The sequence below is a fragment of the Ruegeria sp. R14_0 genome, assembly GCF_017743975.1.
Taxonomy (GTDB): Bacteria; Pseudomonadota; Alphaproteobacteria; order Rhodobacterales; family Rhodobacteraceae; genus Ruegeria.
Map to the genome: position 1 here is coordinate 289,818 of NZ_JAGHRC010000003.1, position 26,069 is coordinate 315,886.

Annotated in this window: 26 protein-coding genes; 7 read left to right on the forward strand and 19 right to left on the reverse strand. The window is 57.0% G+C overall.

What is annotated here, in order from left to right; all coding sequences use genetic code 11:
- Nucleotides 1-3 precede the first annotated feature (3 nt).
- The gene (locus J7416_RS11175) at nt 4-549 is read left to right on the forward strand and encodes a VOC family protein (protein ID WP_170422358.1); all 546 of its coding nucleotides are present in this window, start codon (nt 4-6) and stop codon (nt 547-549) included.
- A gap of 87 nt (nt 550-636) precedes the next feature.
- Nucleotides 637-1,269, forward strand: coding sequence for a maleylacetoacetate isomerase (maiA, locus tag J7416_RS11180; RefSeq protein ID WP_209224844.1), 633 nt, complete (start codon nt 637-639; stop codon nt 1,267-1,269).
- Between the two features lie 243 nt (nt 1,270-1,512).
- Here maiA and J7416_RS11185 read toward each other — a convergent pair whose 3' ends face one another.
- The 9 genes from J7416_RS11185 to J7416_RS11225 form a co-directional block, all read right to left on the reverse strand.
- Nucleotides 1,513-1,941, reverse strand: a complete 429-nt coding sequence (locus J7416_RS11185) for a MarR family transcriptional regulator (protein ID WP_209224845.1) — start codon at nt 1,939-1,941, stop codon at nt 1,513-1,515.
- A 186-nt stretch (nt 1,942-2,127) separates the two neighbouring features.
- A complete protein-coding gene (locus tag J7416_RS11190) occupies nt 2,128-2,856 on the reverse strand; it encodes a metallophosphoesterase family protein (protein ID WP_209224846.1) in 729 nt (242 codons plus the stop codon).
- Between the two features lie 118 nt (nt 2,857-2,974).
- Nucleotides 2,975-3,784 (reverse strand): HpcH/HpaI aldolase/citrate lyase family protein, encoded by an 810-nt coding sequence (locus J7416_RS11195; RefSeq protein WP_209224847.1) that lies wholly within the window; start codon nt 3,782-3,784, stop codon nt 2,975-2,977.
- A 14-nt stretch (nt 3,785-3,798) separates the two neighbouring features.
- Nucleotides 3,799-4,599 (reverse strand): 2-oxo-hept-4-ene-1,7-dioate hydratase, encoded by an 801-nt coding sequence (gene hpaH / locus J7416_RS11200; RefSeq protein WP_209224848.1) that lies wholly within the window; start codon nt 4,597-4,599, stop codon nt 3,799-3,801.
- A complete protein-coding gene (locus J7416_RS11205; protein ID WP_209224849.1) occupies nt 4,596-5,450 on the reverse strand; it encodes a fumarylacetoacetate hydrolase family protein in 855 nt (284 codons plus the stop codon). The genes hpaH and J7416_RS11205 overlap by 4 nt, the downstream gene beginning before the upstream one ends.
- A complete protein-coding gene (locus tag J7416_RS11210) occupies nt 5,447-6,844 on the reverse strand; it encodes a pyridoxal-dependent decarboxylase (RefSeq protein ID WP_209224850.1) in 1,398 nt (465 codons plus the stop codon). Before J7416_RS11210 ends, J7416_RS11205 begins: the two co-directional genes overlap by 4 nt.
- Nucleotides 6,845-6,929: 85 nt before the next feature.
- Nucleotides 6,930-7,772, reverse strand: a complete 843-nt coding sequence (hpaD, locus tag J7416_RS11215; protein ID WP_209224851.1) for a 3,4-dihydroxyphenylacetate 2,3-dioxygenase — start codon at nt 7,770-7,772, stop codon at nt 6,930-6,932.
- A gap of 91 nt (nt 7,773-7,863) precedes the next feature.
- A complete protein-coding gene (gene hpaE, locus J7416_RS11220; RefSeq protein ID WP_209224852.1) occupies nt 7,864-9,372 on the reverse strand; it encodes a 5-carboxymethyl-2-hydroxymuconate semialdehyde dehydrogenase in 1,509 nt (502 codons plus the stop codon).
- Nucleotides 9,369-9,758, reverse strand: coding sequence for a 5-carboxymethyl-2-hydroxymuconate Delta-isomerase (locus tag J7416_RS11225; RefSeq protein WP_209224853.1), 390 nt, complete (start codon nt 9,756-9,758; stop codon nt 9,369-9,371). The genes hpaE and J7416_RS11225 overlap by 4 nt, the downstream gene beginning before the upstream one ends.
- 109 nt (nt 9,759-9,867) lie before the next feature.
- Here J7416_RS11225 and hpaR point away from each other — a divergent pair, with 109 nt between their 5' ends.
- Nucleotides 9,868-10,344, forward strand: coding sequence for a homoprotocatechuate degradation operon regulator HpaR (gene hpaR / locus J7416_RS11230; RefSeq protein WP_247744242.1), 477 nt, complete (start codon nt 9,868-9,870; stop codon nt 10,342-10,344).
- Between the two features lie 4 nt (nt 10,345-10,348).
- Here hpaR and J7416_RS11235 read toward each other — a convergent pair whose 3' ends face one another.
- The 8 genes from J7416_RS11235 to J7416_RS11270 are packed head-to-tail and all read right to left on the reverse strand — an operon-like array spanning nt 10,349 to nt 18,898.
- Entirely contained in the window at nt 10,349-11,701 is a 1,353-nt protein-coding gene (locus J7416_RS11235) for an aminotransferase class III-fold pyridoxal phosphate-dependent enzyme (protein ID WP_209224854.1), read from the reverse strand.
- Nucleotides 11,698-12,513: an IclR family transcriptional regulator gene (locus J7416_RS11240; protein ID WP_209224855.1), complete on the reverse strand. Its 816-nt coding sequence runs from the start codon at nt 12,511-12,513 to the stop codon at nt 11,698-11,700. The genes J7416_RS11235 and J7416_RS11240 overlap by 4 nt, the downstream gene beginning before the upstream one ends.
- Nucleotides 12,514-13,224, reverse strand: coding sequence for a type 1 glutamine amidotransferase (locus J7416_RS11245; RefSeq protein WP_209224856.1), 711 nt, complete (start codon nt 13,222-13,224; stop codon nt 12,514-12,516).
- Nucleotide 13,225: 1 nt separating this feature from the next.
- Nucleotides 13,226-14,518 carry a glutamine synthetase family protein gene (locus J7416_RS11250; RefSeq protein WP_209224857.1) on the reverse strand — a complete coding sequence of 431 codons (1,293 nt, stop codon included), beginning with the start codon at nt 14,516-14,518 and terminating at the stop codon, nt 13,226-13,228.
- A 7-nt stretch (nt 14,519-14,525) separates the two neighbouring features.
- Nucleotides 14,526-15,782: a cytochrome P450 gene (locus J7416_RS11255; RefSeq protein ID WP_209224858.1), complete on the reverse strand. Its 1,257-nt coding sequence runs from the start codon at nt 15,780-15,782 to the stop codon at nt 14,526-14,528.
- Entirely contained in the window at nt 15,763-17,367 is a 1,605-nt protein-coding gene (locus J7416_RS11260) for a tripartite tricarboxylate transporter permease (RefSeq protein ID WP_209224859.1), read from the reverse strand. Before J7416_RS11260 ends, J7416_RS11255 begins: the two co-directional genes overlap by 20 nt.
- Complete coding sequence (locus tag J7416_RS11265; RefSeq protein WP_209224860.1) at nt 17,367-17,900, reverse strand: tripartite tricarboxylate transporter TctB family protein; 534 nt, start codon at nt 17,898-17,900, stop codon at nt 17,367-17,369. The genes J7416_RS11260 and J7416_RS11265 overlap by 1 nt, the downstream gene beginning before the upstream one ends.
- Before the next feature lie 59 nt (nt 17,901-17,959).
- Nucleotides 17,960-18,898 carry a tripartite tricarboxylate transporter substrate-binding protein gene (locus tag J7416_RS11270; RefSeq protein WP_209224861.1) on the reverse strand — a complete coding sequence of 313 codons (939 nt, stop codon included), beginning with the start codon at nt 18,896-18,898 and terminating at the stop codon, nt 17,960-17,962.
- Nucleotides 18,899-19,073: 175 nt separating this feature from the next.
- Here J7416_RS11270 and J7416_RS11275 point away from each other — a divergent pair, with 175 nt between their 5' ends.
- Genes J7416_RS11275 through J7416_RS11290 form a run of 4 tightly spaced genes read left to right on the forward strand, consistent with a single transcriptional unit; the run spans nt 19,074 to nt 24,052 of the window.
- Nucleotides 19,074-20,558, forward strand: coding sequence for an aldehyde dehydrogenase (locus J7416_RS11275; RefSeq protein WP_209224862.1), 1,485 nt, complete (start codon nt 19,074-19,076; stop codon nt 20,556-20,558).
- Between the two features lie 44 nt (nt 20,559-20,602).
- Nucleotides 20,603-21,868, forward strand: coding sequence for an aminotransferase class III-fold pyridoxal phosphate-dependent enzyme (locus J7416_RS11280; protein WP_209225081.1), 1,266 nt, complete (start codon nt 20,603-20,605; stop codon nt 21,866-21,868).
- Nucleotides 21,865-22,797 carry a homoserine kinase gene (locus J7416_RS11285; protein WP_247744243.1) on the forward strand — a complete coding sequence of 311 codons (933 nt, stop codon included), beginning with the start codon at nt 21,865-21,867 and terminating at the stop codon, nt 22,795-22,797. The genes J7416_RS11280 and J7416_RS11285 overlap by 4 nt, the downstream gene beginning before the upstream one ends.
- Nucleotides 22,798-22,819: 22 nt before the next feature.
- Nucleotides 22,820-24,052, forward strand: a complete 1,233-nt coding sequence (locus J7416_RS11290) for a Tm-1-like ATP-binding domain-containing protein (RefSeq protein ID WP_209224863.1) — start codon at nt 22,820-22,822, stop codon at nt 24,050-24,052.
- Between the two features lie 129 nt (nt 24,053-24,181).
- On the opposite strand, the gene J7416_RS11295 is transcribed toward J7416_RS11290, so the two are convergent.
- Both J7416_RS11295 and J7416_RS11300 read right to left on the reverse strand, forming a co-directional pair.
- Nucleotides 24,182-24,889 carry an IS6 family transposase gene (locus J7416_RS11295; protein ID WP_209224864.1) on the reverse strand — a complete coding sequence of 236 codons (708 nt, stop codon included), beginning with the start codon at nt 24,887-24,889 and terminating at the stop codon, nt 24,182-24,184.
- Nucleotides 24,890-25,134: 245 nt separating this feature from the next.
- On the reverse strand, nt 25,135-26,004 hold the full coding sequence (locus J7416_RS11300) for a LysR substrate-binding domain-containing protein (protein ID WP_209224865.1): 870 nt from the start codon (nt 26,002-26,004) through the stop codon (nt 25,135-25,137).
- Nucleotides 26,005-26,069: the final 65 nt, after the last annotated feature.

The following is a 26,069-nucleotide window of genomic DNA, read 5'->3' on the forward strand; positions in this document are numbered from 1 at the left end:
ACGATGAAAATCGAGAAAATCCACCACGTCGCCTATCGCTGCAAAGACGCCAAGGAAACCGTTGAGTGGTATGGAAAGATGCTGAACATGGATTTCATCCTCGCCATTGCCGAAGATCATGTTCCCTCGACCCACGAGCCGGACCCCTACATGCATCTGTTCCTGGATGCGGGCGACGGTAACGTTCTGGCGTTTTTTGAACTGCCGACCAAGCCCGAGATGGGGCGCGACCCGAATACGCCGATCTGGGTGCAGCACATCGCTTTCAAGGTCAAAGACCGTGCCACACTGATTGAATTCAAGGAACACTTGGAGGCCAACGGCGTCGAAGTCCTTGGCGTGACCGACCATTCGATCTTTCACTCGATCTATTTCTTCGACCCCTCGGGCCACCGGATCGAGCTGGCTTGCCCTGATCCTGACGAAGAAGCCATGCTGGCACGGATGGACGAAGTGAAATGGCTGATGCTCGAAGATTGGTCAAAGACCAAGAAAGCACCCAAGCATGCCGATTGGCTGCACGCAAAAGAGCTCAACAAAAACGCCTGATGCGCTGCCCGCGGCGGATATCCGATCCGGCGCGGGGCACGTTTGCCGCGGCATATACGCGAAACACTAGGACCATTGGGGAAGGTCATGAAACTCTACTCTTATTGGCGTTCTACGACCTCATACCGGGTTCGGATTGCCCTGAATCTCAAGGGGCTCAGCTATGAGATCTGCCCCATCAACCTGGTCGCCGGAGAGCAGAAAGGGCCCGACTACACCGCCCTCAACCCCGGCAAAGGCGTTCCAACACTTGACCTTGGGGATGGCACGCTTTTGACCCAGTCGCTGGCGATCATCGAATATCTGGACGCCACGGTGCCCGAGCCTCGGCTGTTGCCAACAGACCCGCTGCAGCGTGCTCGCGTACAGGCTGCGGCTCAGACCATTGCGATGGACATCCACCCGGTGAATAACCTCAGGGTCATGTCATATCTCAAGGCCAATGAGGGGCTGACAGCTGACGGCCAGCTTGACTGGTTTCGCCATTGGATGGCCGAGGGGTTTGCCGCCTATCAGGCATTGTTGCCCAAAGGCACGGCCTTCAGCTTTGCGGACAGTCCTGACCTTGCCGATATCTGCCTTGTTGCTCAGCTGTTTAATGCGCATCGCTGGGGCGTAGATATGTCCCCCTTCCCTCGCCTACTTGAAATCGAGGAGCGCGCTCTTTCCCTTTCAGCGTTCAACGACGCACGCCCTGAAAACCAGCCTGATGCGACCTAAAATCAAATCATGAACTCTATCTTTCGTGGGTCAGAAGTTCGCACACTGCCTCGACAGACATTCCGCTCGTTAACCCGGCCTGGCCTCCTTTAAGGTAATGAGGCACTCACCTTTGGCGGTGCGGTCCGAGGCGACAATTTTCGTTTGGGATTTGGCGAATTCACCGGCCCTCCGCGGACAGCGCATCACCTGTAGCGTCATCAGCACCTTGGGCTGAGGTCAACTTTCCCAATGCACAACCGACTAGCTGGTCTTAGCGACTTTCAATAGCGCCGAAATACCTTGCTCCAACGCTTCACGATCTTCGGGGGCCATCGCATCAAGCATGCGGTTGGCGCGTTCCTGAACCTTTGGCTGCAAATGCTGAAACTGGCGCACCCCTTCGGGCGTACAACGATAGACACGGATCCTGCGGTCCTCGCCCGAGATCTCGCGAACGATAAGTCCCTTGTCATCAAGGCGCTTTGCAGCCCGGCTGACTTGTACTTTGTCCAAAGTTGTCCGATGGGCCACGTCCAACGACGTCATACTCTCTGCGTTTGCGAGCAAGAACAACAACCGCCATTCCTCTCGCGACAGACCCAGTTCACGCTCATAGACGTCCGTTAGATTTCTTGAGAAAGCTTCAGACGCCACAGCCAATCGGTATGGGAAAAATGAATCTAGCTGCATACTCGTTCAAAGGTAATTCAGTATGGTTTCATCTGCAACGATTTGTTTTTTTCGAGCGCCCCAGACCAAACTTCGATCTGTTTTCTGTGCTCTATCAGAATTTATCGGCCGGGATCATGTCCGGGTACATTTCGCATCCCGATCCGTCTCTTGATCCAATCCGCAAAGCAAGGCTTTCGAAACCAGTCAGGGCGCAAGCAGCTTGCGACCCTGCGCATCTAGCGTCCAACACTGAGTTCCTTCCAATACCACTGCGGTCAGCGCGTGCCCATATCCTGCTCCGGTATCAATATTGACCCGATTACCATGATGTTCTGGCGCCGGCACGTGGCTGTGCCCGTGTACGATCAGCCAAGGATACTCACCTTCATGATCCAAAAACTCCCCGCGTATCCAGATCAGATCATCGCGGTCTTGTTGGTCCAAAGGAATTCCCGGTCGAATACCCGCGTGGACAAGTAACACGTCCCCGGTCAGGTGGAAGGACTGCAGATTGCTCATAAAGTCCAGATGCGCCTGCGGTACGACCTGTTTGGCTTGCGCGTGAACCTGATAAATCCGATCTCCGTCCTCGACCTCTACCCCGTAGGACTTCAACGTCTCAACACCGCCAATCCGAGGATGAAGCCAGTGATAGCCGACGAGCAGGCGGGCATCGTTGCGCGGATAGTCCTCTAGGAACATCGCGTACATCTGGTCGTGGTTCCCACGGAGAAAGGTCCAGTTTTTGCCCTCGGCTTGGCCTTGGATCAGAAGGTCAAGAACGTCTCGGCTATGGGCACCTCGATCAGTGTAGTCGCCAATAAAAACCACCTTGGCGTCTGGGCCACCGTCGCGCTCGATCCGCGCCAGTGCATCTTGCAGCATATCCAACTGGCCGTGGATATCACCGATTGCGTAGATTGGTTCTGACATCATCTCCTCGTGTCACATCACGCAATGGGCCGGTTATTGGGTCCACTCGATCTCAAAATCTTCCCGAAAGGCAAAGCGGGTTAAGTGCGCTTCGATCACCTCTTGCCACTTTGTTAAATCACCCGGAGGTCTCGGCGGCGTCGGATGCGACCTGTTCCGGCAGCAAGCTCAATGCTGTTTGTGCAGCCTGCCGTATCGCCTTTGCAAACAACGTGACGTCGATATCGGTGGCCAGAAATGTCACCCCCAGGTCCAGACACTTGCGCTGCATTACCGGATCGAGCGTCAGGATGCCCGCCGCCTTGCCCGCCGCAACGATACGTTGCAGCGCGTCCAAAACCGCCTCAACGACTTCGGGGTGTCCCGCATTTCCGATATGTCCCATGTCCGCTGCCAAGTCTGCCGGTCCGACGAAAACGCCATCCACATCCGTGGTCAAAATGTCATCCAAAGCCGCCAGTCCAAGACGATTTTCCACCTGAACCAAAAGGCAAATCTGCTCGTCTGCCGTTTTCAGGTAATCAGGAATGGCGGCGAACCGGGATGCGCGCGCCAGGGATGAGCCCACACCCCGGACCCCATGAGGCGGATACCGCACAGCTCGCACCAGTTGCCGCGCCTGATCACCGCTTTCCACCATTGGAACAAGAATGCTTTGAATCCCGGCGTCCAAGTATTGCTTGATCATCCAGGTCTCGCCAATCGGCAGGCGCGCAACTGCAGCACTACCCGACCCTTCGATCACCCGCACCTGTTCAAGGATCGAGCGGAGATCGTTTGGTGCGTGTTCACCATCGACCAACAGCCAGTCAAAATCCGCAGTCGCGGCGATCTCGGCGGTATAGGCGTTGGCCATTCCGATCCAGCAACCGATCTGCGGATGCCCGGCCGTAAGCGCTGCTTTAAATGAATTCTTTGGCGCGGGCATATGCGACGCTCCTTTCAGGCAAAATTGATATCGACCGAGCCGAATGGCCCAAAATCTGCGTGGATTTCTGTGCCGGGCGGGCATTCGACGGGGCGGATAAAACTACCAGACAGGATGATCTGCCCGGGTTCGATGCTTTGGCCATATTGTGCCATGCGACGGGCCAGCCAGACGACGCTTTCGATCGGGTCGTTCAATACACCCGCGCCCAGACCGGTCTCTTCGATCTCACCATTGCGGAAAGTCAGCGCGCCTACCCAGCGCAGATCGAAGGCGTCGACCGCGTGGCGTTCTGTGCCCAAAACGATGCCAGCATTGGCGGCATTGTCGCTGATTGTATCGTAGACGGTGCGCGCCTTGCCACTTTCGGGGTCTATACGCTGAATGCGGGTGTCCAGAATTTCGATGGAGGGCGCGACATAGTCAGTGGCGGCAATCACGTCTTCGCGCGTGACGTTTTGGCCCCCGACGGAGGACTTCATAATGAACGCAATCTCGGCCTCAATCCGTGGCTGTATGAAGCGACCAGCAGGGACTGTACCGCCATTCCCGAACGCCATGTCATCGAACAGGATACCACTGTCGGGAATGTCGATATTGAGCGCACATTGCATCGCCTTGGAGGTCAAGCCGATTTTCCAGCCTATGACCTTGCGCCCTTCCGCCAGCTTTTGCCGGTAGATCGCATTTTGCACGGCATATGCGTCATCCATCCCGATCTCAGGGTGGCGCAGGCTCAGCAGACCGATCTGCTGTCCCGTGCGTTCTGCCTGCAGCAGATCGGCCGCGGCGTGGGCGTGATCTTCGGGCGTCATGGCTGTTCATCCTCGACCGTGTTGCGCAGCGTACCAATACCGTCGACCGAGACTTCAACAACGTCACCCGGGGCAAGATACTTTGGCGGATCAAACCGCGCACCTGCGCCGGTGGGTGTTCCGGTGACAATGATGTCCCCCGGCTGCAGCGTCATGAAGGTCGAGATATACTCAATCTCGCGCCTGATCGGGAACATCATTCGGTTCAGGGTATCGTCCTGCCGCAGCTCGCCATTCACGTGGGTCTGAATGCGCGCGTCATCCAATTGCGCTGCGTCGGTAAACGGCACCAGCCACGGGCCGATCGCACCGGAATTATCCCAGTTTTTGCCTTGGGTTACGTTGAACTTTGCATGTCGAACCCAATCACGAATTGTACCTTCGTTGCACAGGGTCAGCGCCGCAATATGGTCATACGCGTCCGCTTGCGAAATCCTGCGGCCGGACTTGCCGATCACGATGGCCACCTCTCCTTCATAGTCCAGCGTGTGGTTTTCCGGCGGACGGATCAACGGACGGTTATGCCCTGTGAAGCCACTGGCAAAGCGTGGGAACAGTGACATGAACTTTGGCTGCGCGCTGCCATCTTTATATTCCGCATTCCGATCCGGGAAATTCACACCAACACAAAGGATACGGCGCGCATCCGGCATCACCATTTCATAGGTGAAATCGGTATGTGTGACAGGTTTTCCTTCGGCTGCGCGGACCAACTGGTCGAAGGCGCCGGCGGCGATCACCTCATAGAGGCTGGCGTGTTCAGAGAAGACCTCATTCAGCGCAATTGCACCGCTATCGGTGATTGCTCCGAAAAACGTTTTTCCATCAGTGGCATAGGTTGCAAACTTCATGCAAGCGTCTCCCAAACCTCATGAATGACATCTGCGGCCATCAGCACGTCATCCCGTGTTGTATCGAACTGCCCGACCTGAAAGCGGATGATTTTGCGACCGTCGAACATGCCCTGCGTCAGGTAAATCCTGCCGTCATCGTTCAGCGCGTCCACCAACTGTTGCTGCATTTCATCATCGCCGGGGCAGCGGAAGGAAAACAGGCTGAGGATCGGGGCGGTCGTGATCTCGAACCCCTCCATTGCCTCAATTTTCTGAGCAACTTCGTTGGCCCAAGTCACGTGGTTTCGGATACGCGCGCGCAGCCCGTCGAGACCATAGGACCGCAACAGAAACCAGATTTTCAACGCACGGAAGCGGCGGCCCAGCGGGATCGTCCACTCGGAATAATTTGTGACTTCTGCCCCCGTGGTCTTCAGGTACTCAGGCTCAATTTTCAGGGTGTTGAGCTGCGGCGTTGCGTCCTTCAGAAACTGGATCGCGCAATCAAACTGTGCCCCCAACCATTTATGCGGATTAAACACGATACTGTCATAGCGCTCGGCCCCCGCCCACAGAGCGTCGCGGAATTCGGGACAAATCATGGCGGACCCGGCCCAGGCGGCGTCCAGATGGGTGTAGAGGTCGTGCTTGGCAGCGATATCCGCTACGGCCTCCAGATCATCACAGGCACCGACACCTGTGCCCCCGGTGATTGCGATGATCCCCGCGGGGACGTGCCCGCCCGCGATATCGCGTTGGATTGCGGCCTCCAGCATGTCGGGGTCAATGGCGAATGTCGGCCCGTGCGTAGGCAGCTTTACCAGATTGTCCTGTCCGATACCGGCAACCCAGCAAGCCCGGTCAATCGACGAATGAACCTGGTCCGAGCAATAGATGCGCAAGGCCCCCTTGGCGTTCAGCCCCTGTCGATTGCCGGTAAAGCCCGTCGCACGCTCGCGCATGGTCAGGACCGCCGACAACGTCGCCGAGGACGCGCTGTCCTGAATGACCCCGGTCATACCGTCAGGCAGGCCAAGTGCCTGACGCAGCCAATCAACCATTACGCCTTCAACTTCGGTCGCGGCGGGCGAGGTCTGCCACAACATGCATTGCGCAGCGATTGTGGTGACCAGCATCTCTGCCAGCATTGAAGGCGGTGCGGCGTTAGCTGGAAAATAGGCGAAGAAACGGGGATGCTGCCAATGCGTCATCCCCGGCATGACGATCCGCTCAAAGTCACCCATGATGGCTTCCATCGGCTGTCCTGTTTCCGGTGGCGATGGTTCAAGCTGACTGGAAATGTCCCCCGGTGCAGTTTGCGCCCGAACCGGGCGTTCTGACAGGGTTTGGTGATAGTCGGCAGCCCATTTGGAGATCTGCTGCCCCCACTGTGCAAATTCGTCCCAGTCCATGCGTTCGCTTTCTTCTACCGCAATCTTCGATCAGGATTGATCGTCGCGGATTGTGTGCAAGTAAGTGTGTTGAGTTGCGCCGGATTCAGACCGAAAAGCTGATGTTTGCCTGACCCGTTCCCGAGCTGCCAAAGTAGGGGGTATAGATATCGATCTCGCCCTTGTAGCTGCCCCACCCAAGCGCGCCGAACAACAGCGCCGTGTCGTTCATCGCGCATTCTCCTGTGCATTTTTTGGCGTAATCAGGAAGAAGCTCCAGGAATTCTTCAAACCGCCCTTGTTCCCAAAGTTCTATAACTCTCAGGTCCATCTGGCGATTGAACTCACCATTTACGGCATTCAGCCCATCGACCGAGCGTTCGTTTGGCGTGAAATCATGGCTCAGCGAGCCAGATGCCAGGATCGAGACGTTACGACCCGAGCGCCGGATGCCTTCGGCGATGGCCTCGCCCCAAACACGGTTTTCCTGAATTGACGAGAACTGGTTGACCGCAACAGGCAGCACCCGCGCGTTCACCCCGTCATTGATGAAGTGCATCGGCAGCAGCGTGCCATACTCCATGCCCATGTCGGGATGCGAATGACCCAAGGCCCGTTCCCCTCGCTCGCGCAGAACGTCGAGAATGGTTTCGCCCAGTTCCTGATCGCCTTGATAGTCGAATTCCATATCCGCCAGCATGTGCGGCAACTCATGACTGATGAAGCGCCCCTTGTGGTGCGCTTTCGTATTCAAATGGAAACCCTGATTGGTGATCCAGTGCGTATCGAACACAACAAACGTATCTACTTTGCGATCAATCGCATCCTGACGCAGGCGCGCATACCCATCGATGGCGGGTTGCCGGATGCCTTTGTATTTTGGCATCGTATGGGACATCCAGATGCTAGGCACATGCGTGATTTTCGCAGCCTGTACGATCTTTCCCATGACAGTTCCTCCTTATTGCGATGGGGATAGCCCGGATTTCACGGGCTGAGTATAGGATACCCGGCCCGATTTCGGCACCGGTTTCCCCAAATCATTTGCCCAGCTGAGTGATCTTGTGCTGACCGGTGGCGAAACCGATGTGCTTTTGCTCCATATAGAACTCGAACGACCAATCGCCGCCGTCCCGCCCAATGCCAGACGCTTTGACACCGCCGAATGGTGTCGGCAAGTGGCGGACGTTTTCCGAGTTGACCCAGATCATTCCCGCCTCCAGCCGATCCGTAAAGCGCAGGGCGCGCGTCAGGTCATTCGTCCACACGTATCCGGTCAGACCATAGGGCGTGTCGTTGGCTATCTGCAGCGCTTCCTCTTCGGTCGAGAACGGAATTGCAGTCAAAACCGGGCCAAAAATCTCTTCGCGCGCAATGCGCATCTGGTTGTTGGCATTGGTAAACAGCGTTGGACGAACGAAGTAGCCCTCGTCCCCTACCGTCATCCCACCTGCGGCTATGGTTGCGCCATCTTCTTTTGCGATGTCGAAATAGCTTGTGACCTTGTTAAAGTGCTCCTCGGTCACCAATGGTCCGATCTCGGTCGCCGGGTCCAAGGGATGACCGACCTTGATCTTGTTCACCCGCTCGACCAGCTTGGCCTCGAACGCCTCCTTGATGGTGTCCTGAACCAGCAGACGCGAAGAGGATGTGCAGCGTTCACCGTTGATCGAGTAGATCATGAAAATCACGGCATCCAGAGCGCGGTCCAAATCGGCATCATCGAACACAATAACCGGGTTCTTGCCGCCCAATTCAAGATGGTTGCGCTTGAGCGTATCTGCCCCCTGCTTGGTGATCAGGCTGCCCGTGCGGCTTTCGCCCACAAACGCAATCGCGCGGATTTTTGGATGCTCGCACAGAGCCTTACCGGCATCTTCACCGAAACCGTTCACGGTGTTCAAAACACCTTTAGGCAGCCCAGCCTCTTCGGCGATTTCCACCAGCAAACGGGCTGTGAGGGGGCTGGCCTCGGCTGGCTTGTGAACCACCGTGCACCCAGCCGCCAGCGCGGGCGCGATTTTCCATGTGGACAGCATAAACGGCGTGTTCCAGGGGGTAATTACGCCAACAGGCCCAATAGGAACGCGGGTTGTGATATTCATCAGTGTCGGCGATTTCAAATGCTGACCATCCCGCGCCTGCACGACCTGATCCGCAAAGTACCGAAAGTTCTCGGCCCCGCGCAGCGCCGCCTTGGACATGAATTTCAACGCCTGGCCAGTATCCCAACATTCGCAAAGGGCGATTTCTTCGGCCCGCGCCTCGATTGCCTCGGCCACACGGATCAGGATCTTGCGCCGCTCGTTTGCCGGCATGTCACGCCAGTCCGCAAAGGCGTCAGCTGCAGCATTGGCTGCAGCGTCGATGTCGTCCGAGTTACCTTGGGCCACCTCGCAAATTACGCTTTTGTCGACAGGTGACGTATTCAAAAACCGACCCGCGGCCCCTTCCCGGTTTTCGCCCGCAATACGGTTCTTTATTCCGTCTTCCTGAAAACGCGCCAGCAGCCCGTGCAGCTTTTCAATGTTCTGCTCCAATGTACTCATTTCGGTTCCTCCAGATGATCGCGGATTGTGCCGCATTTCGGGGAAAGCTTTGCATCGATTTCACGCAACTCGGACGACAGTGCGATCGAATGCGTTTTCATTACGGGGGCAAGAAAACTGCGGGCGGTCTCAAACAGCTGCGTGATGACTTCCTGCTTGACCGCGTCGCTCCTGCCCTCACGCAGGCGCACCGAAACATCCACGAACCCGTGTTTGGCGTCGCCATCAGCAATCGAATAGTGATCAACGCGTGTCGCGCGCACGCGCAATCCCGCCATGGGCAATGCGTCCAACTCAGTAGCAGATTGCCTGATCGCATCGCACAGCCCGGCCATATCCACCACGTGCTCAAGGTTTCCGGAGTATTCGATATGGATGTGCGGCATGGCCCTACCCATCATTACTTGCGATGTTAATTAATATTATTGCTATCGGATGTTGCGGCATCGAGTCAATCAATTTATTTAACATGTGATGTAAATTGAGGTTGGTTCCTTGCCAGACGCGCCACAAATCCAAAATGCCACCACCCTTCCCACAACGACGCAGTCCCTTCCGGTGTCGCTGATCCGCGCGCGCGAGGCGGTCATGGCACCCATCCGCAAGATGCTGCAGAAAGCCGGCATTACAGAGCAGCAATGGCGCGTTTTACGTGTCCTGAGTGAGAACGGGAGGACAGACGCCGGTATGCTGGCCAATCGCGCCGCACTCATGTCGCCCAGCCTCAGCCGGATCATTCAGTCGATGGAAAACTCAGGGCTGGTGTCCCGCGAGGCCGACCAAAACGACCGCCGCCGTCAGTACATCTCAATCACGGCCTCTGGCCAGGCAATCATCGACACCCATTTGGCCGAGGCATCGGACATCGCGGCATATTACCGCGACATCCTCGGAGACGAAGACCACGACACTCTCGTCGCCTTGTTGCAAAAGCTTGCGTTGGGTCTCGACGACCAAAGCCAGGATACTTAGGGGATCACACCGACCCCAGGCCTTTGTCCAAAGACGTGAGAAGCGTGTTCACGTCATCCTCGCTCAGAACCAGAGGCGGAGAGAGAATGATGTTGTTACCCGACACACGCACCATGGCACCGGCGTCATAAGCCGTTTTCTGCACCTTACCGATCGTCGCTTTGTCGATCGGGGCCTTGGTGCCCCGATCGGAAACAAGCTCTAACGCACACATCAGACCATATCCGCCGCGCACGTCACCGACCAGATCGTACTTCTCACCCAGTCTCTTAAGGCCAGCATGCAGTTGCTCACCGCGCGCTGCGGCATTGTCTTTGACGTTCAAGCGCTGCGTTTCTTTCAGGCACGCAATCGCGGCCGCGGCGCCAACCGGATGTCCGGAATAGGTGTACCCCGACCCGATTGCGGCCTTGCCGGAGGTGTCATTTTCGAAAACGTCCGAGACAGCATCGCTGATCATCACCGCGCCGAACGGGAAGTATCCGTTTGTGATCGCCTTGGCCGTCACGGCCATGTCCGGCTTTACCCCAAAACGTCGCGACCCGCTCCACGCGCCGGTCCGCCCGTAGGCCGTAATCACTTCATCCGCGATCAGCAGAATTCCGTGCTTGGAACAGATCTCGCGGACTCCGGGCATGAAGCTTTCGTGCGGGGGGATCACCCCACCTGCGCCCAAGACAGGCTCCATGATCATCGCCGCAATGGTCGAGGGATCCTGGAACTTGATCTCATCCTCCAGCGCCGCAAGACACAGTTGCGCCAGCTTTTCCGGGTCGGTTTCACCAAACGGGTTTCGATAGGTGTACGGCGAAGGAATATGATGGCAGCCGGGCATCAGCGGTTCGTATTGCGTCCGGAAGTTCGAGTTTCCGTTTACCGATGCGCCCAGCGTATGCGTTCCGTGGTAGCCTTTCTTGAGGCTCAGAAACTTCACCCGCCCAGCTTCGCCCCGCACTTTGTGATACTGCCGCGCAAGGCGCAGAGCGATCTCTACGCCGTCTGACCCTCCAGACGTAAAAAACGCGCGCGACAACCCATCCGGTGCAAAGAACTCACGCAGCATCCAGCTGAGCTCGATCACCAGATCGTTGGTCGTTCCGCGGAAAATTGAATAATAAGGCAGCCGGTTCAACTGTTCCGAAATGGCATCTTTCACTGGCTGGCACGAGTAGCCCAGATTTACGTTCCACAGGCCGCCTACCCCGTCCACAACTGAGTGGCCATCGACATCGGTGATACAAACACCTTCGCCGCCGACGATAATCTCGGGCGGGTTCGCAAGGCTGTCGGCAGGGTGAGCCATCGGATGCCACAGGTGGCGTGCATTGTTTTCTTTGAGGAAATTGCTGTCCTTCATGAGATCACCTGTTGTGTCATGGTTTCGTCGCCCCATTGCAGCGGCAAGTCATCGAAGTCGCGGGGGAACGTGCCACCCAGGGCAGTTGAGGCGCGTTTGGCCTCTTTCAAAAGCTTCAGTGCGATGTCGCGCAGTTTCTCCGGCTTGGCGCGTACACTTGGAACGGCAACGGCCAATGACCCAAGAACACGCCCGCCCTCTCCGAACAGAGGCACACCAACCGAGGTTACGCCCTCGTCAAATCCACCGGTTACCGTGGCAACGCCGAACCGGCGCACATTGTCGATTTTGCCTTTCAGAACTGCGGGGTCAGAAATCGTCTGATCCGTGTATCTGGCAAGCGGCCGGCTCATGACGCGTGTCTGCCATTCGTCGGGACAAAAAGCCAAGGCCGCAAGGCCGGATGACGTTGCATGCAGCGGCAACATCTCGGAGATGTCGAAATTCACCTGAATGCCGTGAAGACTGGGGTCGAAGTGGACCACCGGGGACAATGCGTCGCCTTGCAGCAGGCTGGCATGGGCCAGTTCGCCCACGGCTTCGGACAGCTCGAACACGATTGGCTGCAAGAGTTTTCGTACCGGGAAAAGCGTCTCACGCAGGGCAGAAAGCCTGAGCAGCGCCGGTCCAAGCCGATACGCGCGTGTATCGGGGTGTTGTTCAAGAAACCCGTTTTCCGCGAGCTCTGTCAGATGGCGATGCACCGTCGCCTTGTCACGGCCGGTAAGGCGTACAAACTCTCCCAATCCGATTTCTGACCGGTCACGGGCGAAATGCGAAAGAAGATCGAGTGCTTTTGTGATCGTTCCCATTTAACGCCCTCCGTACTCGAAGAATGCTGCAATTTCATTCGCAAATGCCACGCGATCTGCAGGGCCTTGCTCAATCGATGCACGCGCCACGCGGGTGACTTCTTCGCCAACATAATCGGCATATTCTTCGACAAGGTCCGCGATGAACTCTTTGGTCATTTCGGGGTGATGCTGGACGGTGAAAACATGGTTCCCGATGGCATAGCCCGCGATTGGGCAACCCGGGCTTTCAAACACTCGCTGAGCACCATCGGGCAAAGCGCCGACCTGTTCGATATGCGACCCATACAGCTGCCATCCATTCCGATGGTTCGACCAAGGCGCAAGCGCGACGCAATTGGTTTCGATCCGGCCATGCGCCCAGCCTTCCGGATTTCGAACAATTGGTGCGCCCAGAGTCTTTGCAATGATCTGATGCCCGAAACATGCGCCAAAAATCGGAACTTTACGGTCAGTGAGGTCTTTGATGAGCCCTTCAAGCTGCTGCATCCATGGCTCATTCTCGGTGACTGACGCGGGGCTTCCGGTGATCATCACCCCGTCATATTCCGAAAGGTCGTCGGGGAATTCTCCCTTGCAAACCCAAAAAGCCTCGACCTCCCAATCGGGGCGGACTTCGGTAATCAAAGTGGCGAATTTTTCGTCATCCAACGGGCGCGCCTTTGCAAAGGCGCTAAAGTCGGTGTTGGTGACAAGGGTCGCAAGTCGCATATCAGATAAACCACACGTAAAAGTCGAGCAGAGCGTCAGGCTCCAGTTCGCGCGTCTTACGGAATTCCCGCTCCTTCATGAAGGCATGATTTTCAACCAACTCGCGCCCGACCGCATCGACCAACGCCGTGTCGGCCTGCAGGTCTTGAATCGCCTTGCGCAAGTTGGGGGCCGTACCGGTACGGGCGTCCACCGTGTCAAAGCCGTCTCCGGTCTCGATGGGTGGTAAGTTCATCTTGCCCTCATACCCAAGCCGGGCTGCTTGCAGGACAGCTGCGGCTGCGGTGTAAGGGTTGGCGCTGGCGTCAGCCATACGATGCTCCAGACGGGCTTTTGCGCCACCCTCCCCAGACACGCGCGTCGTGACACCGCGGTGATCGCCGCCCCAGTTTTTCCAGTATCCGGAAAGGGATGAGGGCTGCAGGCGGCGATACGATCCCGCGGTAGGCGCGATCAGACCGGCCAACCCCTCGTGATGGTGAACAAGGCCCGCAAGGCAACCGCGCGACAGGTCGTTCAGATGGTCCGGGCCACCGACCTCACCGGTCGCCAGCGCATTCTTGCCCTCGGCGTCCTGAAACGAGAAATTGATGTGCATGCCGGACCCACCAAGCTCTGACAGCGGCTTGGGCAGGAATGTCAGGACAATGCCGTGGTCCAGAGCAATCTCGCGCGCCATCTGGCGGAAAAGGACGATGTCATCCACGGCGGTCAGCGCGTCATCGAAAGTCAGAGTGTACTCGAACTGAGGGCTGTCATACTCGGCCGTGATCAGATCCAGCCTGAACCCCATTTCCAGCGCCTTGTTCCAGATCACGTCGTTGATCCGCATAGGGTCCGCAAAAGGCCCCGTACCGTACACACCGCCACCGGGTGCATCGTAGGGGCGCAACCGGCCATCTTCACCGCCTTGCAAAGCGTAAGCCTCCAGCTCGATCCCAAGCATCGGTTTCAAACCGTGCTTTTCCCAATCGGCCACCGCGCGCTTCAAGGCACCGCGCGGACATAAAGACAACGGAGAGCCATCGGCGTCATACAGATCACCCAAGACAATCGACGTATTGGGCTCCCAACCCTTGCGAACGTCGTCGCCGCGCCAGCGCAATTCCATATCCGGCGCGCCTTCGCGCACCTTCGCATGCGGCGCATCCAGCAGAAGATCACGGTCGTAGTGCACGCCGAAGGTTGCACGTGCAAAACGGGTCGAGGCATCACCGATCTTGCTGGCGGGCGTGTACTTGCCGCGTGGGATCGACAAGTGATCGATGAATAAAGCTCGTAAACGGTTGGACATTTGAAACCTATTGCAAAGTGACGCGAACAGGCATCCGTTTGATGCCGTTTACAAAATTGGATCGGACAAAGGCCTCGGGCCCTTCAGGTTCGATGGTTTTGATGCGTTTTACCAATTCCTCGAACAGCACCCGCACCTCAAGCCGAGCCAGATGCATTCCCAGACAAACATGCGGCCCGCCCTGCCCCCATCCCAGCTGGCGATTGGGCTTGCGTGACAGGTTCAGGCGATACGGGTCTTCGAACATGGTCTCGTCCCGGTTGGCGGAAATGAACCAGTAAAGAACCTTGTCGCCTTCCTTGATCTGCTGACCATGGACTTCGACATCCTTCATCGCCGTCCGGCGGAAATAGGTCGCGGGTGAAGCCCAGCGCACAATCTCATCTGCGGCTGTGCCCCAAACCTCACCCGATCGCATCTCTTCCAGTAGACCATCCTGCCGCGCGATCGCCTGAATCCCTGCCGCGATGGAGTATCGGGTTGTGTCATTGCCCGCAGCAACCAACAGGCAGAAGAAGTTTCGGAACTCGGTTTCCGAGATCGTTTCACCATTTTCATCGGGCTGCAGAATGAGGTGAAGAATACCACTGGTGTCACCGGTCGCATTTTTCTTGTCCATAAGCGTGCGAGAATACTCGTACAGCTCGGCACCTGCGGGCGAGTTGAACGGCATCAGGCGATAGGCGTCCGTCTCCATCTTGTCGACCACGTGTTCGGTGAAATCCGGATCGGAGTTGGCCATCAAGGCATCACCTTTGTCCACCAGCCATGGCAGGTCTTCGTCCGGAACCCCCAGAATTTGGCCCAGCATCCGCATCGGTAGTTCCCGCGCGATGTCGCGCGTCGCGTCGAAACTTCCCTTTTCCAACGCCTTATCCAAAATCGGGCCGCAGAGATCGCGAATCTGATCCTCGAAACCGGCCACAACTTTGGGCGAGAACGCCTTGGCCACTTTCATGCGCACTTTGCGGTGCTCTGTCCCATCGGTTTCCTGAAAGGTGCGACGGGCCATGTATTCCTCGTATGTCTGATCCTCCATACGAATGCCACGCGCAGATGAGAATGTTTCGACGTCCCGCACCATTTTGTCGATATCCGCGTGGCGGGTGATGGACCAATACCCCTTGCCGCCCTCGAATTCGGACCAGTGGCAGGGTGCTTCGCGCCGTAACCGGGCGAATGTGTTGTAAGGCGCGCCGTCGGCGAAACTGTCATGCGAGCCGAGGTCCGCGAACCCGTCGTCTTCAGGAACCCACATGGTCATAGAAACGCCTCCGTCTTTGTTGTTTCTTGCGATTTTCAAAGTGTCGATGCGAACGGCCCGAAATCCGCTTGGCAAAAGTGTTGGATGCCTTTTTCTGCATCGAACGGCGATCAACAGGCCGCCATTCCCGCCAAACCCGCCAGATAGTCGAAACGAGGATGATCACGATGATGCAGAACAGCAGGAACGCGATTGGGCGATCAATGAAGTCCAACGGGGTTTTGACCCGCGCCAGGGACGCCCGCAGCTTGACCTCCATGATCCCTCCCAAGACCATTCCCAGGATGATCGGAACGATTGGCATATTCAGGCGCTTAAGGACAAACCCAAGCAAACCGAACACAGCCGCGATGATGCAGTCCATCGCAGAGTTACGGATCGAGTAAACGCCCACAAAGCTGAGCAACAGGATGCACATCCCCAGAAAGCGGTTTGGAATACGCGTCAGGTGGACAAGCCAACCCGTCGAGACCAAAAGGAAGCCAACCACTATGACGTTCAGGACCAATAGCGCGATGTACAGCGCGACGACAAAGTCCATGTCATTCTGGAACAGCCCCGGCCCCGGCACGACGTTGTGCACATAGAAAACCGACAGCATCATCGCCGTCAGGGCTTCACCCGGAATGCCCAGCGCCAACAGCGGGATCATGGCCGCCGCAGGGACAGCGTTGTTGGCCGTTTCCGACGCGATCAGCCCTTCGGACGAGCCATGGCCGAACGCTTTGGGGTTCTTCGACAGCTTGCGCGCCGACGTGTAGGACATGAACTGAGCCGTGAACTCCCCGACCCCCGGGATCATGCCCATGACCACACCAAAACTGGCCGAGATAGCCGCAACGCGCGGATGACGGGCCAGTTCCCGAAAACCCTGGAACAACGAGCCGCGCGACCGGGGCAGCCGGATCTTCTCATCATCCATCGTCAGCAACAAAAAGGCCTGCGACAGCGCGAACAGGCCCAGAACGACCACGATCAGGTCAAGACCACCCGCCAACCAGCTCTGCCCGAAGGTGAAGCGGCGCGTATAGGCAGCCGGCTCCAGACCAACTGTTCCGATCAGGATGCCAAACCCCGCAAGCGCGGCCGCAATCGCCATCTGGCCTTTGTGGGCGACGACCACCAGCACAAGGCCAAGCAAGGCTGCAAGGAAGATCTCACGAGAGCCGAACATTGGCGCGATTTTCGCAAGCACAGGCGACAGAAAGATCAGGCAGATGACCGAGAACAAGCCGCCCAGAAAGCTGGCTGAATAGGCCAGAGACAGCGCTCGCCGACCCTCGCCCCGCAATGTCATCGGGAACCCGTCATATGTGGTCAACGCATTCACGGCCGTGCCGGGCGTGTTGATCAGGATTGCGGGAATGGACCCGCCATACATTGACGAACCGTAAATACCCAACAGCAGCGTCAGCCCTACAATCGGATCCATCGAGAATGTCGCGGGCAACAAGATAGCAATGGCAACAGCTGGCCCGACACCGGGAATGGCACCGATGGCCACGCCACCGACGGCGCCCACCAGCAGGGCAAGCATCACGTCCCAGCGCGCCAGAACGTCAACGGCTGAAAAGATCAGATCCATCAGAGATACACCAAAAAGAAGGTCCGGACCGAGTCCGGCAGGAACTCGTAGATTTGCGCGCCCGGAATACTGACGCCCAGAAACCCCTTGAACAGCACAACCATCGCAATCGCGAAAGCGGCTGCAATTCCCACTGCAAGTCGCGTCCGATAACCCAAGCGGTACGTAAGCGCGCAGGCGAAGACGATGCTCATGGGCATGAAGCCTAGGCGCGGAACGGCCGCAACGTAGACCAGGAACCAAACGAGAAATTCCAAAGGCTCTGCCCAACGACGCGCTTCGACCCAATCCAGTGCATTGGGTTTTCTGCGTCGCATCAAGCGGTAATGGACCGCAAAGCCCGCAAGCATCGTGATCAGCGCGATTGCCGGCCACAAACGAGGCTGGCTGCCGATATTGCGCGCCTTTTCGGTCCATTCAGTCTGATTGCCGATCTGCGACAGCAAGACCAAAGTTACGATCAGACCTGCAACAACAAACACAACCTGACCGGATGTCTTCGTCTTGACCTGTAAAAGCTCGGAATTGTCCATTCGAAGTTGACCCTAGCAGAGTTGAGAGGGCGCGCTCGCGCCCTCTCGCAAGATCGCAATTACTGGCCCAAAGCTTCTGAGATGGTACCCAGTGTTGCTTTGTCTTCTGCGATAACAGCAGCGCTTTCGTCAGCATTCAGCCAGTAGACCAGCGCACCAGTTTCTGCGGCCAATTGTTGTGCCCGCTCGCTTTTGACCGTTTTCTCGGCAACGGCAGCAATCTTGTCGCGCACATCCGCCGGGGTGTCCTTGGTCACGAACAGGCCGTTCCACAGGGAAATGTCCAGGGTCGGTTCAACTTCGCCAATCGCTGGCGTGTCAGGCACCTTGCTGATCCGCTCACCCGTGATCGAGACCAGCACATTCACGTCGTCAATGCATGGCAGGATGAGTTGCAGCGTGGTGTTGATCACATCCGCATCGCCAGAGGCCAGCGTGTTGCAATCCAACGCGTCAAATGCAGCGTCCCCGCCCCATTCAAACCCCATGGTCGAAGACAGGGCTTTGGTGACTTGGGTCGGCGTCAGAACATCGCCAAAATGCCCCAAGAAGACTTCGTTTTCCTTGGCATAGTCAGCCAGCTCCTGCATCGACGAGTATGGAGCATTGCCAGAGGTGGCGATGACAAACGGATAAGTCAGAAAGATACCAATCGGATCGAACTTCTCGGGCGTCAGTTCGGGAATATCGATCTCATGACCGATCAAGGAAACCGCCGGAACGAAAGAGCCGATGGTGTAGCCATCCGCTGGGGCCGTTGCCACCTCGACCGCGCCGGGGAACGGACCACCACCACCGCCGGGCTTGTTCACCACCGCCGCTGGCACGCCGTATTCCGCCTGAAAGTCTTCGGCGATCATCCGCGTCAGCACGTCTTCCAAATCGCCCGGAGGCCACGGAACAATAAAGCTCACGGGTTTTTCGGGGTATTCGGCCAGGGCCGAACCGGCCAGACCAATAGCAAGTGCGGCCAGTGCGGCCTTGGCTTTGTTGGACATATCATCTCCCTGCGACGCGTCGCTACGTTGGTTTATTATTTGAACCTTTAGTATCATTTATTTTGAATTGGATTCTTCACCTGTCAACAAAAAAATCATCATTGACAAATGCAGGTTTAAAGTTCGACACTTTTTTTGACACCTGAGGTTCATTATTCAAACCATGAGGCCCAACTTGGACACTGCAAGAATTGAGGAACTTCGGTCCCGCGCCATTCCACCGGCGCGCCACCTGATTGAAGGCACCCCTCACCAGGCATCAGACGGCGGCACATTGGACGTTGTTTCGCCCATCGACGGTTCGATCCTGACGACCATGCCCAAGGGCACGCGAGACGATGCGCGGCTGGCAATCCGTTCCGCGCGATGTGCTTTTGACGACGGAAGGTGGTCCGGGTTGCCCCCCTCTTCTCGCAAGAAAACACTGCTTAAGTGGGCTGATCTGATTGAAGAAAACGCGGAAGAGCTGGCCGTTTTGGGTGTGCGCGATAACGGCACGGAAATCGGAATGGCCTACAAGGCCGAGCCCCTCAGCGCCGCTGGAACGATCCGCTATTTTGCCGAAGCGGTCGACAAAATTTACGGAGAGATTGCCCCTACAGCTCCGGACGCACTTGGACTTGTGCATAAACACCCGGTCGGAGTTGTTGGTGCGATCGTGCCGTGGAACTTTCCTTTAATGATCGGCAGCTGGAAGCTGGGCCCAGCGCTTGCTGCGGGCTGCACAGTGGTTTTGAAACCCGCAGAAACAGCCTCGATGACCCTGATCCGTCTGGCCGAGCTTGCTATCGACGCCGGACTGCCACCCGGCGTTTTCAATGTCGTGACCGGAGAAGGCGCTGTCGTTGGGGCCGAAATCGCGGAATCTCATGATGTCGATGTTCTGGTTTTCACCGGATCTGGCGCGACGGGGCGGCGGTTGATGGAGGCCTCGGCGAAGTCCAACCTCAAACGCGTTTATCTGGAGCTTGGCGGGAAATCCCCAAACATCGTCTTCGCCGATGCACCTGATTTGACCGAGGCCGCGAAAGTGTCAGCCGCTGGTATTTTTCGCAACTCCGGTCAGGTCTGCGTTGCCGGGTCGCGACTGCTGGTGCAGCGCGATGTTCACGACAAACTCGTCGAGATGTTGGTCCAGAATGCCGAAGCCATGCGGGTTGGCGACCCGCTGGATCCAAACACCCAAGCGGGCGCTGTGAACTCGGAAAACCAACTGGCGCAGAACCTTGCGTTCGTTGACGAAGCCCGCGCCGCCGGTCGCACCATTGCCACGGGCGGCACGCGTATCCTGCAAGACACAGGCGGGACCTATATGGCGCCCACGATCATCACGGACGTGCAGCCCGATGACCGCGTCGTCTGCGAAGAGGTTTTTGGCCCGGTTCTGACGGTGCAACCGTTCGACACCGAAGAAGAAGCAATCGCACTGGCCAACGCATCAAAGTTCGGTCTGGCTGCGGGCCTGTGGACGGCCGACCTATCGCGCGCTCATCGTATGATCGCCAAAATTCAGGCCGGTGTGGTGCACGTCAACACCTATGGCGGCGCGGACATCACCGTACCGCTGGGCGGGGTAAAGCAATCCGGAAACGGGCATGACAAGTCCTTGCACGCCTTCGATAAATACCTGGACTTAAAGACTGCGTGGATAAAACTCTGAGACGAGGATTTTGCGTGACCCTTCCTTCTAAGTCAGTCGAACTTATGGAACGCAGGGCCAAATTGTTGGGCCCTAACGTTTCGACGTTTTATGACGAGCCCGTGCATTTTGTGAAAGGCGAAGGCGTTTGGCTGTGGGACGCCGATGGCCGCAAATATCTGGATTGCTACAACAACGTCCCCCATGTCGGGCACTGCAATCCGCGCGTGGTCGAGGCGATCTGTCGTCAGGCGTCGACCCTGAACACTCACACGAGATACCTGCACGACGGTATTCTTGATTACGTCGAAAAGCTGACGGGAACCATGGATGCCTCACTCGACACCGCCATCCTGACCTGCACCGGGTCCGAGGCCAATGACATCGCGCTGCGTATGGCCGAAGGAATGACGGGCAAACGAGGCATCATTGCAACCGACGCAACATATCATGGCAATACCGCGCTGGTCAGCCAACTGGGCAAGTCTAATGTGCCCACAGTCGGGTTCGGGCTGGATCAATACTTCAGGTTCGTCGACGCCCCGGACAGCTATCGCAACCCGGACCCGGATGGTGCGGTTTTTGCCGACGCGGTGGCCGAACAGATCGCCGAACACGAAAAGTCCGGCGTTGGTTTTGCGGCCTTGGTCGTTTGCCCCTATTTTCTGAACGAAGGGTTTCCAGATCACCCCGAGGGATGGTTGAAGCCCGTGGCCGAAGTTGTTCGAAAGGCTGGTGGTCTTTTGATCTGTGACGAGGTTCAATCGGGCTTTGGACGCACAGGCACGCATATGTGGGCGCATCAAAAAATGGGCGTGGTGCCGGATGTCGTCACGATGGGCAAACCGATGGCCAATGGGCATCCGGTGGGTGGCGTGGTTACACGCGGCGAAATCCTCTCGACCTTCCGCAAGGGGTACCGCTACTTCAATACGTTCGGCGGGAACCCGGTCTCCTGTGCCGCGGCGATGGCCGTCTTGCAGGAAATGGACGATCATGACCTGATCGAAAATGCGAAAACCGTCGGAGAACATGCGCGTTCGCGGCTGACCCTCTTGAAGCAGAGGTACGAGTTTATTGGCGATGTCAGAGGATCAGGCCTGATATTCGGCGCCGAAATGGTTCTGGACCGTGAAAGCAAGGAACCCGCCAGTGCGTTCACCGATCGCGTTATCAATGCCATGCGCCATCGCGGCATTATCCATTCCAAATTGGGCAGGCATAAGAACACCCTGAAAATTCGCCCCCCGATGCCATTTTCAATCGAAAATGCGGACCTTCTTTTCGATACGCTGGACGAAGTTCTAGCTGAAACGCCCCTGACGCGATGAAAAAGATCGTAGAGAAGGCCCTCCTCCAATGGGGCATGGAAGATGCCGAATGGTCGTTGGTGGCTGCGCGCGAAAACCACGTCTACCGCGTGCGTGACGGAACAACCTCCTACGCATTGCGTCTGCATCGCGAGGGCCTGCACACAGCTGCCGAGCTTCGATCGGAACTCCAATGGATGTCTGCGGTTGCGACGAACGGCGTAAGTGTGCCTTCCCCTATCGCGACTAAGAATGGGGCGTTTCTGATTGAGGTCGAAGGAATAAATGTCGATCTGTTGGATTGGTTGCCAGGCCGCCCGCTAGGCGCGACCGAGGCGAGGCTTGAGACTGATAACCGAGCGGCAACATTCAGGGCAATTGGTCGCGAAATGGCCAGGCTGCACAAAATCAGCGATGACTGGTCACCGCCCGATAGCTTCACGCGCTGGTCTTGGGACCGTGCCGGACTTCTGGGTGATACTCCGCTTTGGGGCCGATTTTGGGAAAACCCCACCCTAAACAAAGAAGATCAGGCGCTTCTTACACACTTTCGTGAAAAGGCAGATCACGAACTGCGTCAGCTTGAGCACAGCCTGGACTATGGCCTGATACACGCGGATCTTGTGCGTGAAAACGTGATGGTAGACGGCGACAAAATAAGGCTGATCGATTTCGATGACTCTGGCTATGGTTTCCGACTGTTTGATCTGGCCACAACGTTGATCAAGAACCGGGAGGAGCCGGATTTCGAACAGCTGCGCAGGGCCCTGCTCGATGGATATCGGTCCGAACGTCCCATCAATACCGATCAGCTGGATTTATTCCTGGCCTTACGCGCCACATCTTACGTTGGATGGATCTCGTCCCGATTGGAAGAAGAAGGTTCTTCAGATCGCAACATCCGATTTATTGAAACCGCCCGAGAGTTGCTGACTGAATATCTTGATTAATGCGCACGCAGGAGAGGAACACATGACCCAAAACACAGTTCTGCTGATTGGCACCTACGACACAAAAGAACCTGAGATGCGTTTCATCGAGGACGTGGTCAAAGCGCAAGGTGCCAACGTTCTGACGATGGATGTCTCGGTTCTTGGAGATCCGGAACGTGCGACAGACATCAGCAAACACGACGTGGCTGCTGCGGGCGGAATGACAATTGAAGAGGTCATCGCGCAGGGGGACGAAAACAAGGCCTTCCGCGTGATGTCTGCAGGCGCAGCCAACGTCGTGGCACGCGCTTATGCCGAGGGGCGCTTTCAAGGCATGCTGGCAATCGGCGGGACGATGGGCACTGATCTGGCGCTGGATTGCGCTCAGGCGCTGCCAATGGGCGTTCCGAAATACATCGTTTCGACCGTGAGCTTCTCGCCCCTAATCCCGCCGCATCGCCTGGCCCCTGACATTCAAATGATCCTCTGGGCCGGTGGGCTATATGGAATGAACTCGATCTGCCGATCGTCTTTAAGCCAGGCGGCAGGCGCGGTCGTCGGAGCGACCAATGCAGCGATTGAGCTGGATCGCAGCAAACCGCTGATCGGGATGACCAGTCTTGGTTCTTCCTGTCTGCGCTATATGAAAACCCTGAAGCCCGCCTTGGAGGAACGTGGTTTTGAGGTCGCTGTATTTCATTCAACAGGCATGGGCGGCATGGCGTTTGAAAAACTCGCCGGTGAAGGTGCTTTTGTCTGCGTCATGGATTTCTGCATGCAGGAATTTGGGAACCTGATGGCTGGATCGGTGGTGTCCAGCGGTAAAGACCGCGTGACAAACGCCGGGCGGGCCGGAACCCCGCAAATGGTGGCACCGGGAGCGCTGGATCTGTTGGATTTTGCCGGTTGGCAGGACATCCCGGATCAATACGCTGATCGCCCCTTTCACGAGCACAACCGCCTGATAAAAAGCTCGGTCTTTACCGGCGAAGAACGCCGTGCCTGGGTCCGGGAACTCGCCAATCGCCTGGAGGCTGCGACAGGACCCGTTCACTTTTTCCTGCCCGCGCAGGGTGTCGAAGCCTGGGACAAGGAAGGGGAAGAGGCCCATGACCCGGACGCATTGGCCGATATGGTGGACGAGATTCGAAAAGTGATGCCGGACCGGGTGCCGACAACCGAACTGGACGCCCATATCAACGATCAGGCCTTTAGTGCTGCTGTATTGGCACAGTTCGATGCCTGGGTTCAAAGCGGAACAGTTTCATCTTAGAACAGGCAGGCGGGCGTTTCGCGAAATGTTCGGCTCGCTGGAAATCACTGCCACAGGCGGCCTCTCGGCTGCGCGGGGTGCTGTCAGACTAATTCGAACCGGTCTAAGTTTGCTGCGGAAACCGCGAACCTATCCCGAACAAAGCTGACGCCACTCGCTAAGAGCGGCGGCGCGGGTCAGTTTGAAGGTGTCTCGACTGGCTAGCGATCTTTCCTGGTTGAAGTGGTTGTAGAGAGAGGAATGGACGGAGGCGAATTTCTGTAGACTTCGCTTACGCCTGAAACGTTGCATGGCGCGTTCGCGTCGTCGAAACGGTAGGTGCGAGTTCTCGACGCGGTTATTGAGCAACCTGCCCGTCATTTGCTTTTCCAACGCACCCAAATCTCTGAGCGCCGCCTTGTAGGATGCAAAGCGATCTGTGACAACTTCTTCAGCTTTGCCGTGCCGCTTCATCAATTTCTTCAGGAATTTCAGTGCTGCAGCCTTGTTTCGACGCTTCGTGACGACGGCCTCAAGCACTTCACCTTCGTGATCAACGGCACGCCAGAGGTAGTGGCGTTTGCCGTTCACTTTCACGAATACTTCGTCCACGTGCCACTTCCATTTTGAAAAGGCTCGGAGTTGCTGAACCCGCTTTCTTGGGATCTCCGTAGCAAAAACCGGACCGAACCTGTTCCACCAGTAGCGGACCGTTTCGTGGCTCTCGTCGATCCCGCGTTCGTGCAGCAGATCTTCGACATTCCGAAGCGAGAGCGGAAAACGAATATACAGCATCACCGCCAGGCGGATGATCTCAGGACTGGTTTTGAAGTACTTGAAAGAGGCAGGTCTGGTCATGGGAAAAAGCCACGCAACCGCCCTGCACGCCTCAAGCCAAGTTCTTCTGACAGGACCAGAGGGAGTGTGGCTCATCTGATTGGATTGATTATGCGGCGGATTTGCGGCATTCAAATTGCTGCAGCGCGGCCTGCATTTGCGGTTATTCGCGGCAACCGCAAAACTATTCTTGAAACACTCGCAAGATTGGAGAAAAGCCTGTTCGCGCAGAAACTCAAAGAAGCAATTCAGAAAGACTTGTCAGTCTATTGGGTTTGCAACCATCGTGAAAACGCAGCGACGCTGCCGTTGTAGGCAGCTTTCCGCGGGCGGACCAGAAAATAGCCGTAGTCCTGCAGCGCATGCGGAGACAATCGGAACAGCTTCTTCTCTGTCAGCTCCCTTTCGATCAGCGTGTCCATCAGAGCGATCCCCTGACCGTCTGTGACCGCTTGAACCCGCACGTTGGGGTCAGGGATGATCAGCGTGTCCCGTCGGGTCTGATGCGGCAACCCCGCGACATTCAGCCAGTCCGTCCAGGCGTCGCTGTCATCGTGATCCCGCAACAAGGTAAAGGTTGAAACCGCCTGCTCCCAGCCGAGCCGCTCTACCGTTTCCAGTGCTGCAGCATTGCCTGCGGGAAATGCCGGGCACGGCAGGAACGGCGTAACGTCGCCATCCCCCCATTGCCCGCTTCCCCAACGGATTGCGATATCAACACCTTGCGCTTCAAGGTCGAACAGCCGGATCATCGGTTGCAGCCTCAGCTGGATATCCGGATGCTCCTGCATGAAGGACATCAGTCGCGGCGACAGCCAACGGGCGGCGAAATAGGTGGAGACACCTACTGTCAAGGTTCTGGTGGAGAGTCCCTTGAGGGCCAGGACCCCGACCTCAATTTCTTCATAGTGGTCTTGGCAGGCAGCCAGCAGCTTGAGCCCGCCGGGCGTCAGCTCCACGCCGCGGGCGCTGCGTTGAAACAGAGCAAATCCAAGATCCATTTCCAGCGTTTTGACCTGATAGCTGACCGCGCCCTTGGTCATGTTCAGAGCTTCCGCCGCATCAGAGAAACTCCGGTAGTGGGCGATCTCGGCAAACAGGCGCAAGCTGTCGTGGTGGCGAAATTCTACTGGCATGAGGTCAAGCGTATAAAATTTCTAAACACCGTGAGCAAATAAAATCGATTGCTTGCGGACTGGTT

Coding starts and splice junctions, on each gene's coding strand:
- J7416_RS11175 (WP_170422358.1), top strand. CDS start 4: ATGAAAATCGAGAAAATCCACCACGTCGCCTATCGCTGCAAAGACGCC.
- maiA (WP_209224844.1), top strand. CDS start 637: ATGAAACTCTACTCTTATTGGCGTTCTACGACCTCATACCGGGTTCGG.
- J7416_RS11185 (WP_209224845.1), bottom strand. CDS start 1,941: ATGCAGCTAGATTCATTTTTCCCATACCGATTGGCTGTGGCGTCTGAA.
- J7416_RS11190 (WP_209224846.1), bottom strand. CDS start 2,856: ATGTCAGAACCAATCTACGCAATCGGTGATATCCACGGCCAGTTGGAT.
- J7416_RS11195 (WP_209224847.1), bottom strand. CDS start 3,784: ATGCCCGCGCCAAAGAATTCATTTAAAGCAGCGCTTACGGCCGGGCAT.
- hpaH (WP_209224848.1), bottom strand. CDS start 4,599: ATGACGCCCGAAGATCACGCCCACGCCGCGGCCGATCTGCTGCAGGCA.
- J7416_RS11205 (WP_209224849.1), bottom strand. CDS start 5,450: ATGAAGTTTGCAACCTATGCCACTGATGGAAAAACGTTTTTCGGAGCA.
- J7416_RS11210 (WP_209224850.1), bottom strand. CDS start 6,844: ATGGACTGGGACGAATTTGCACAGTGGGGGCAGCAGATCTCCAAATGG.
- hpaD (WP_209224851.1), bottom strand. CDS start 7,772: ATGGGAAAGATCGTACAGGCTGCGAAAATCACGCATGTGCCTAGCATC.
- hpaE (WP_209224852.1), bottom strand. CDS start 9,372: ATGAGTACATTGGAGCAGAACATTGAAAAGCTGCACGGGCTGCTGGCG.
- J7416_RS11225 (WP_209224853.1), bottom strand. CDS start 9,758: ATGCCGCACATCCATATCGAATACTCCGGAAACCTTGAGCACGTGGTG.
- J7416_RS11235 (WP_209224854.1), bottom strand. CDS start 11,701: ATGAAGGACAGCAATTTCCTCAAAGAAAACAATGCACGCCACCTGTGG.
- J7416_RS11240 (WP_209224855.1), bottom strand. CDS start 12,513: ATGGGAACGATCACAAAAGCACTCGATCTTCTTTCGCATTTCGCCCGT.
- J7416_RS11245 (WP_209224856.1), bottom strand. CDS start 13,224: ATGCGACTTGCGACCCTTGTCACCAACACCGACTTTAGCGCCTTTGCA.
- J7416_RS11250 (WP_209224857.1), bottom strand. CDS start 14,518: ATGTCCAACCGTTTACGAGCTTTATTCATCGATCACTTGTCGATCCCA.
- J7416_RS11255 (WP_209224858.1), bottom strand. CDS start 15,782: ATGACCATGTGGGTTCCTGAAGACGACGGGTTCGCGGACCTCGGCTCG.
- J7416_RS11260 (WP_209224859.1), bottom strand. CDS start 17,367: ATGGATCTGATCTTTTCAGCCGTTGACGTTCTGGCGCGCTGGGACGTG.
- J7416_RS11265 (WP_209224860.1), bottom strand. CDS start 17,900: ATGGACAATTCCGAGCTTTTACAGGTCAAGACGAAGACATCCGGTCAG.
- J7416_RS11270 (WP_209224861.1), bottom strand. CDS start 18,898: ATGTCCAACAAAGCCAAGGCCGCACTGGCCGCACTTGCTATTGGTCTG.
- J7416_RS11280 (WP_209225081.1), top strand. CDS start 20,603: ATGGAACGCAGGGCCAAATTGTTGGGCCCTAACGTTTCGACGTTTTAT.
- J7416_RS11285 (WP_247744243.1), top strand. CDS start 21,865: ATGAAAAAGATCGTAGAGAAGGCCCTCCTCCAATGGGGCATGGAAGAT.
- J7416_RS11290 (WP_209224863.1), top strand. CDS start 22,820: ATGACCCAAAACACAGTTCTGCTGATTGGCACCTACGACACAAAAGAA.
- J7416_RS11295 (WP_209224864.1), bottom strand. CDS start 24,889: ATGACCAGACCTGCCTCTTTCAAGTACTTCAAAACCAGTCCTGAGATC.
- J7416_RS11300 (WP_209224865.1), bottom strand. CDS start 26,004: ATGCCAGTAGAATTTCGCCACCACGACAGCTTGCGCCTGTTTGCCGAG.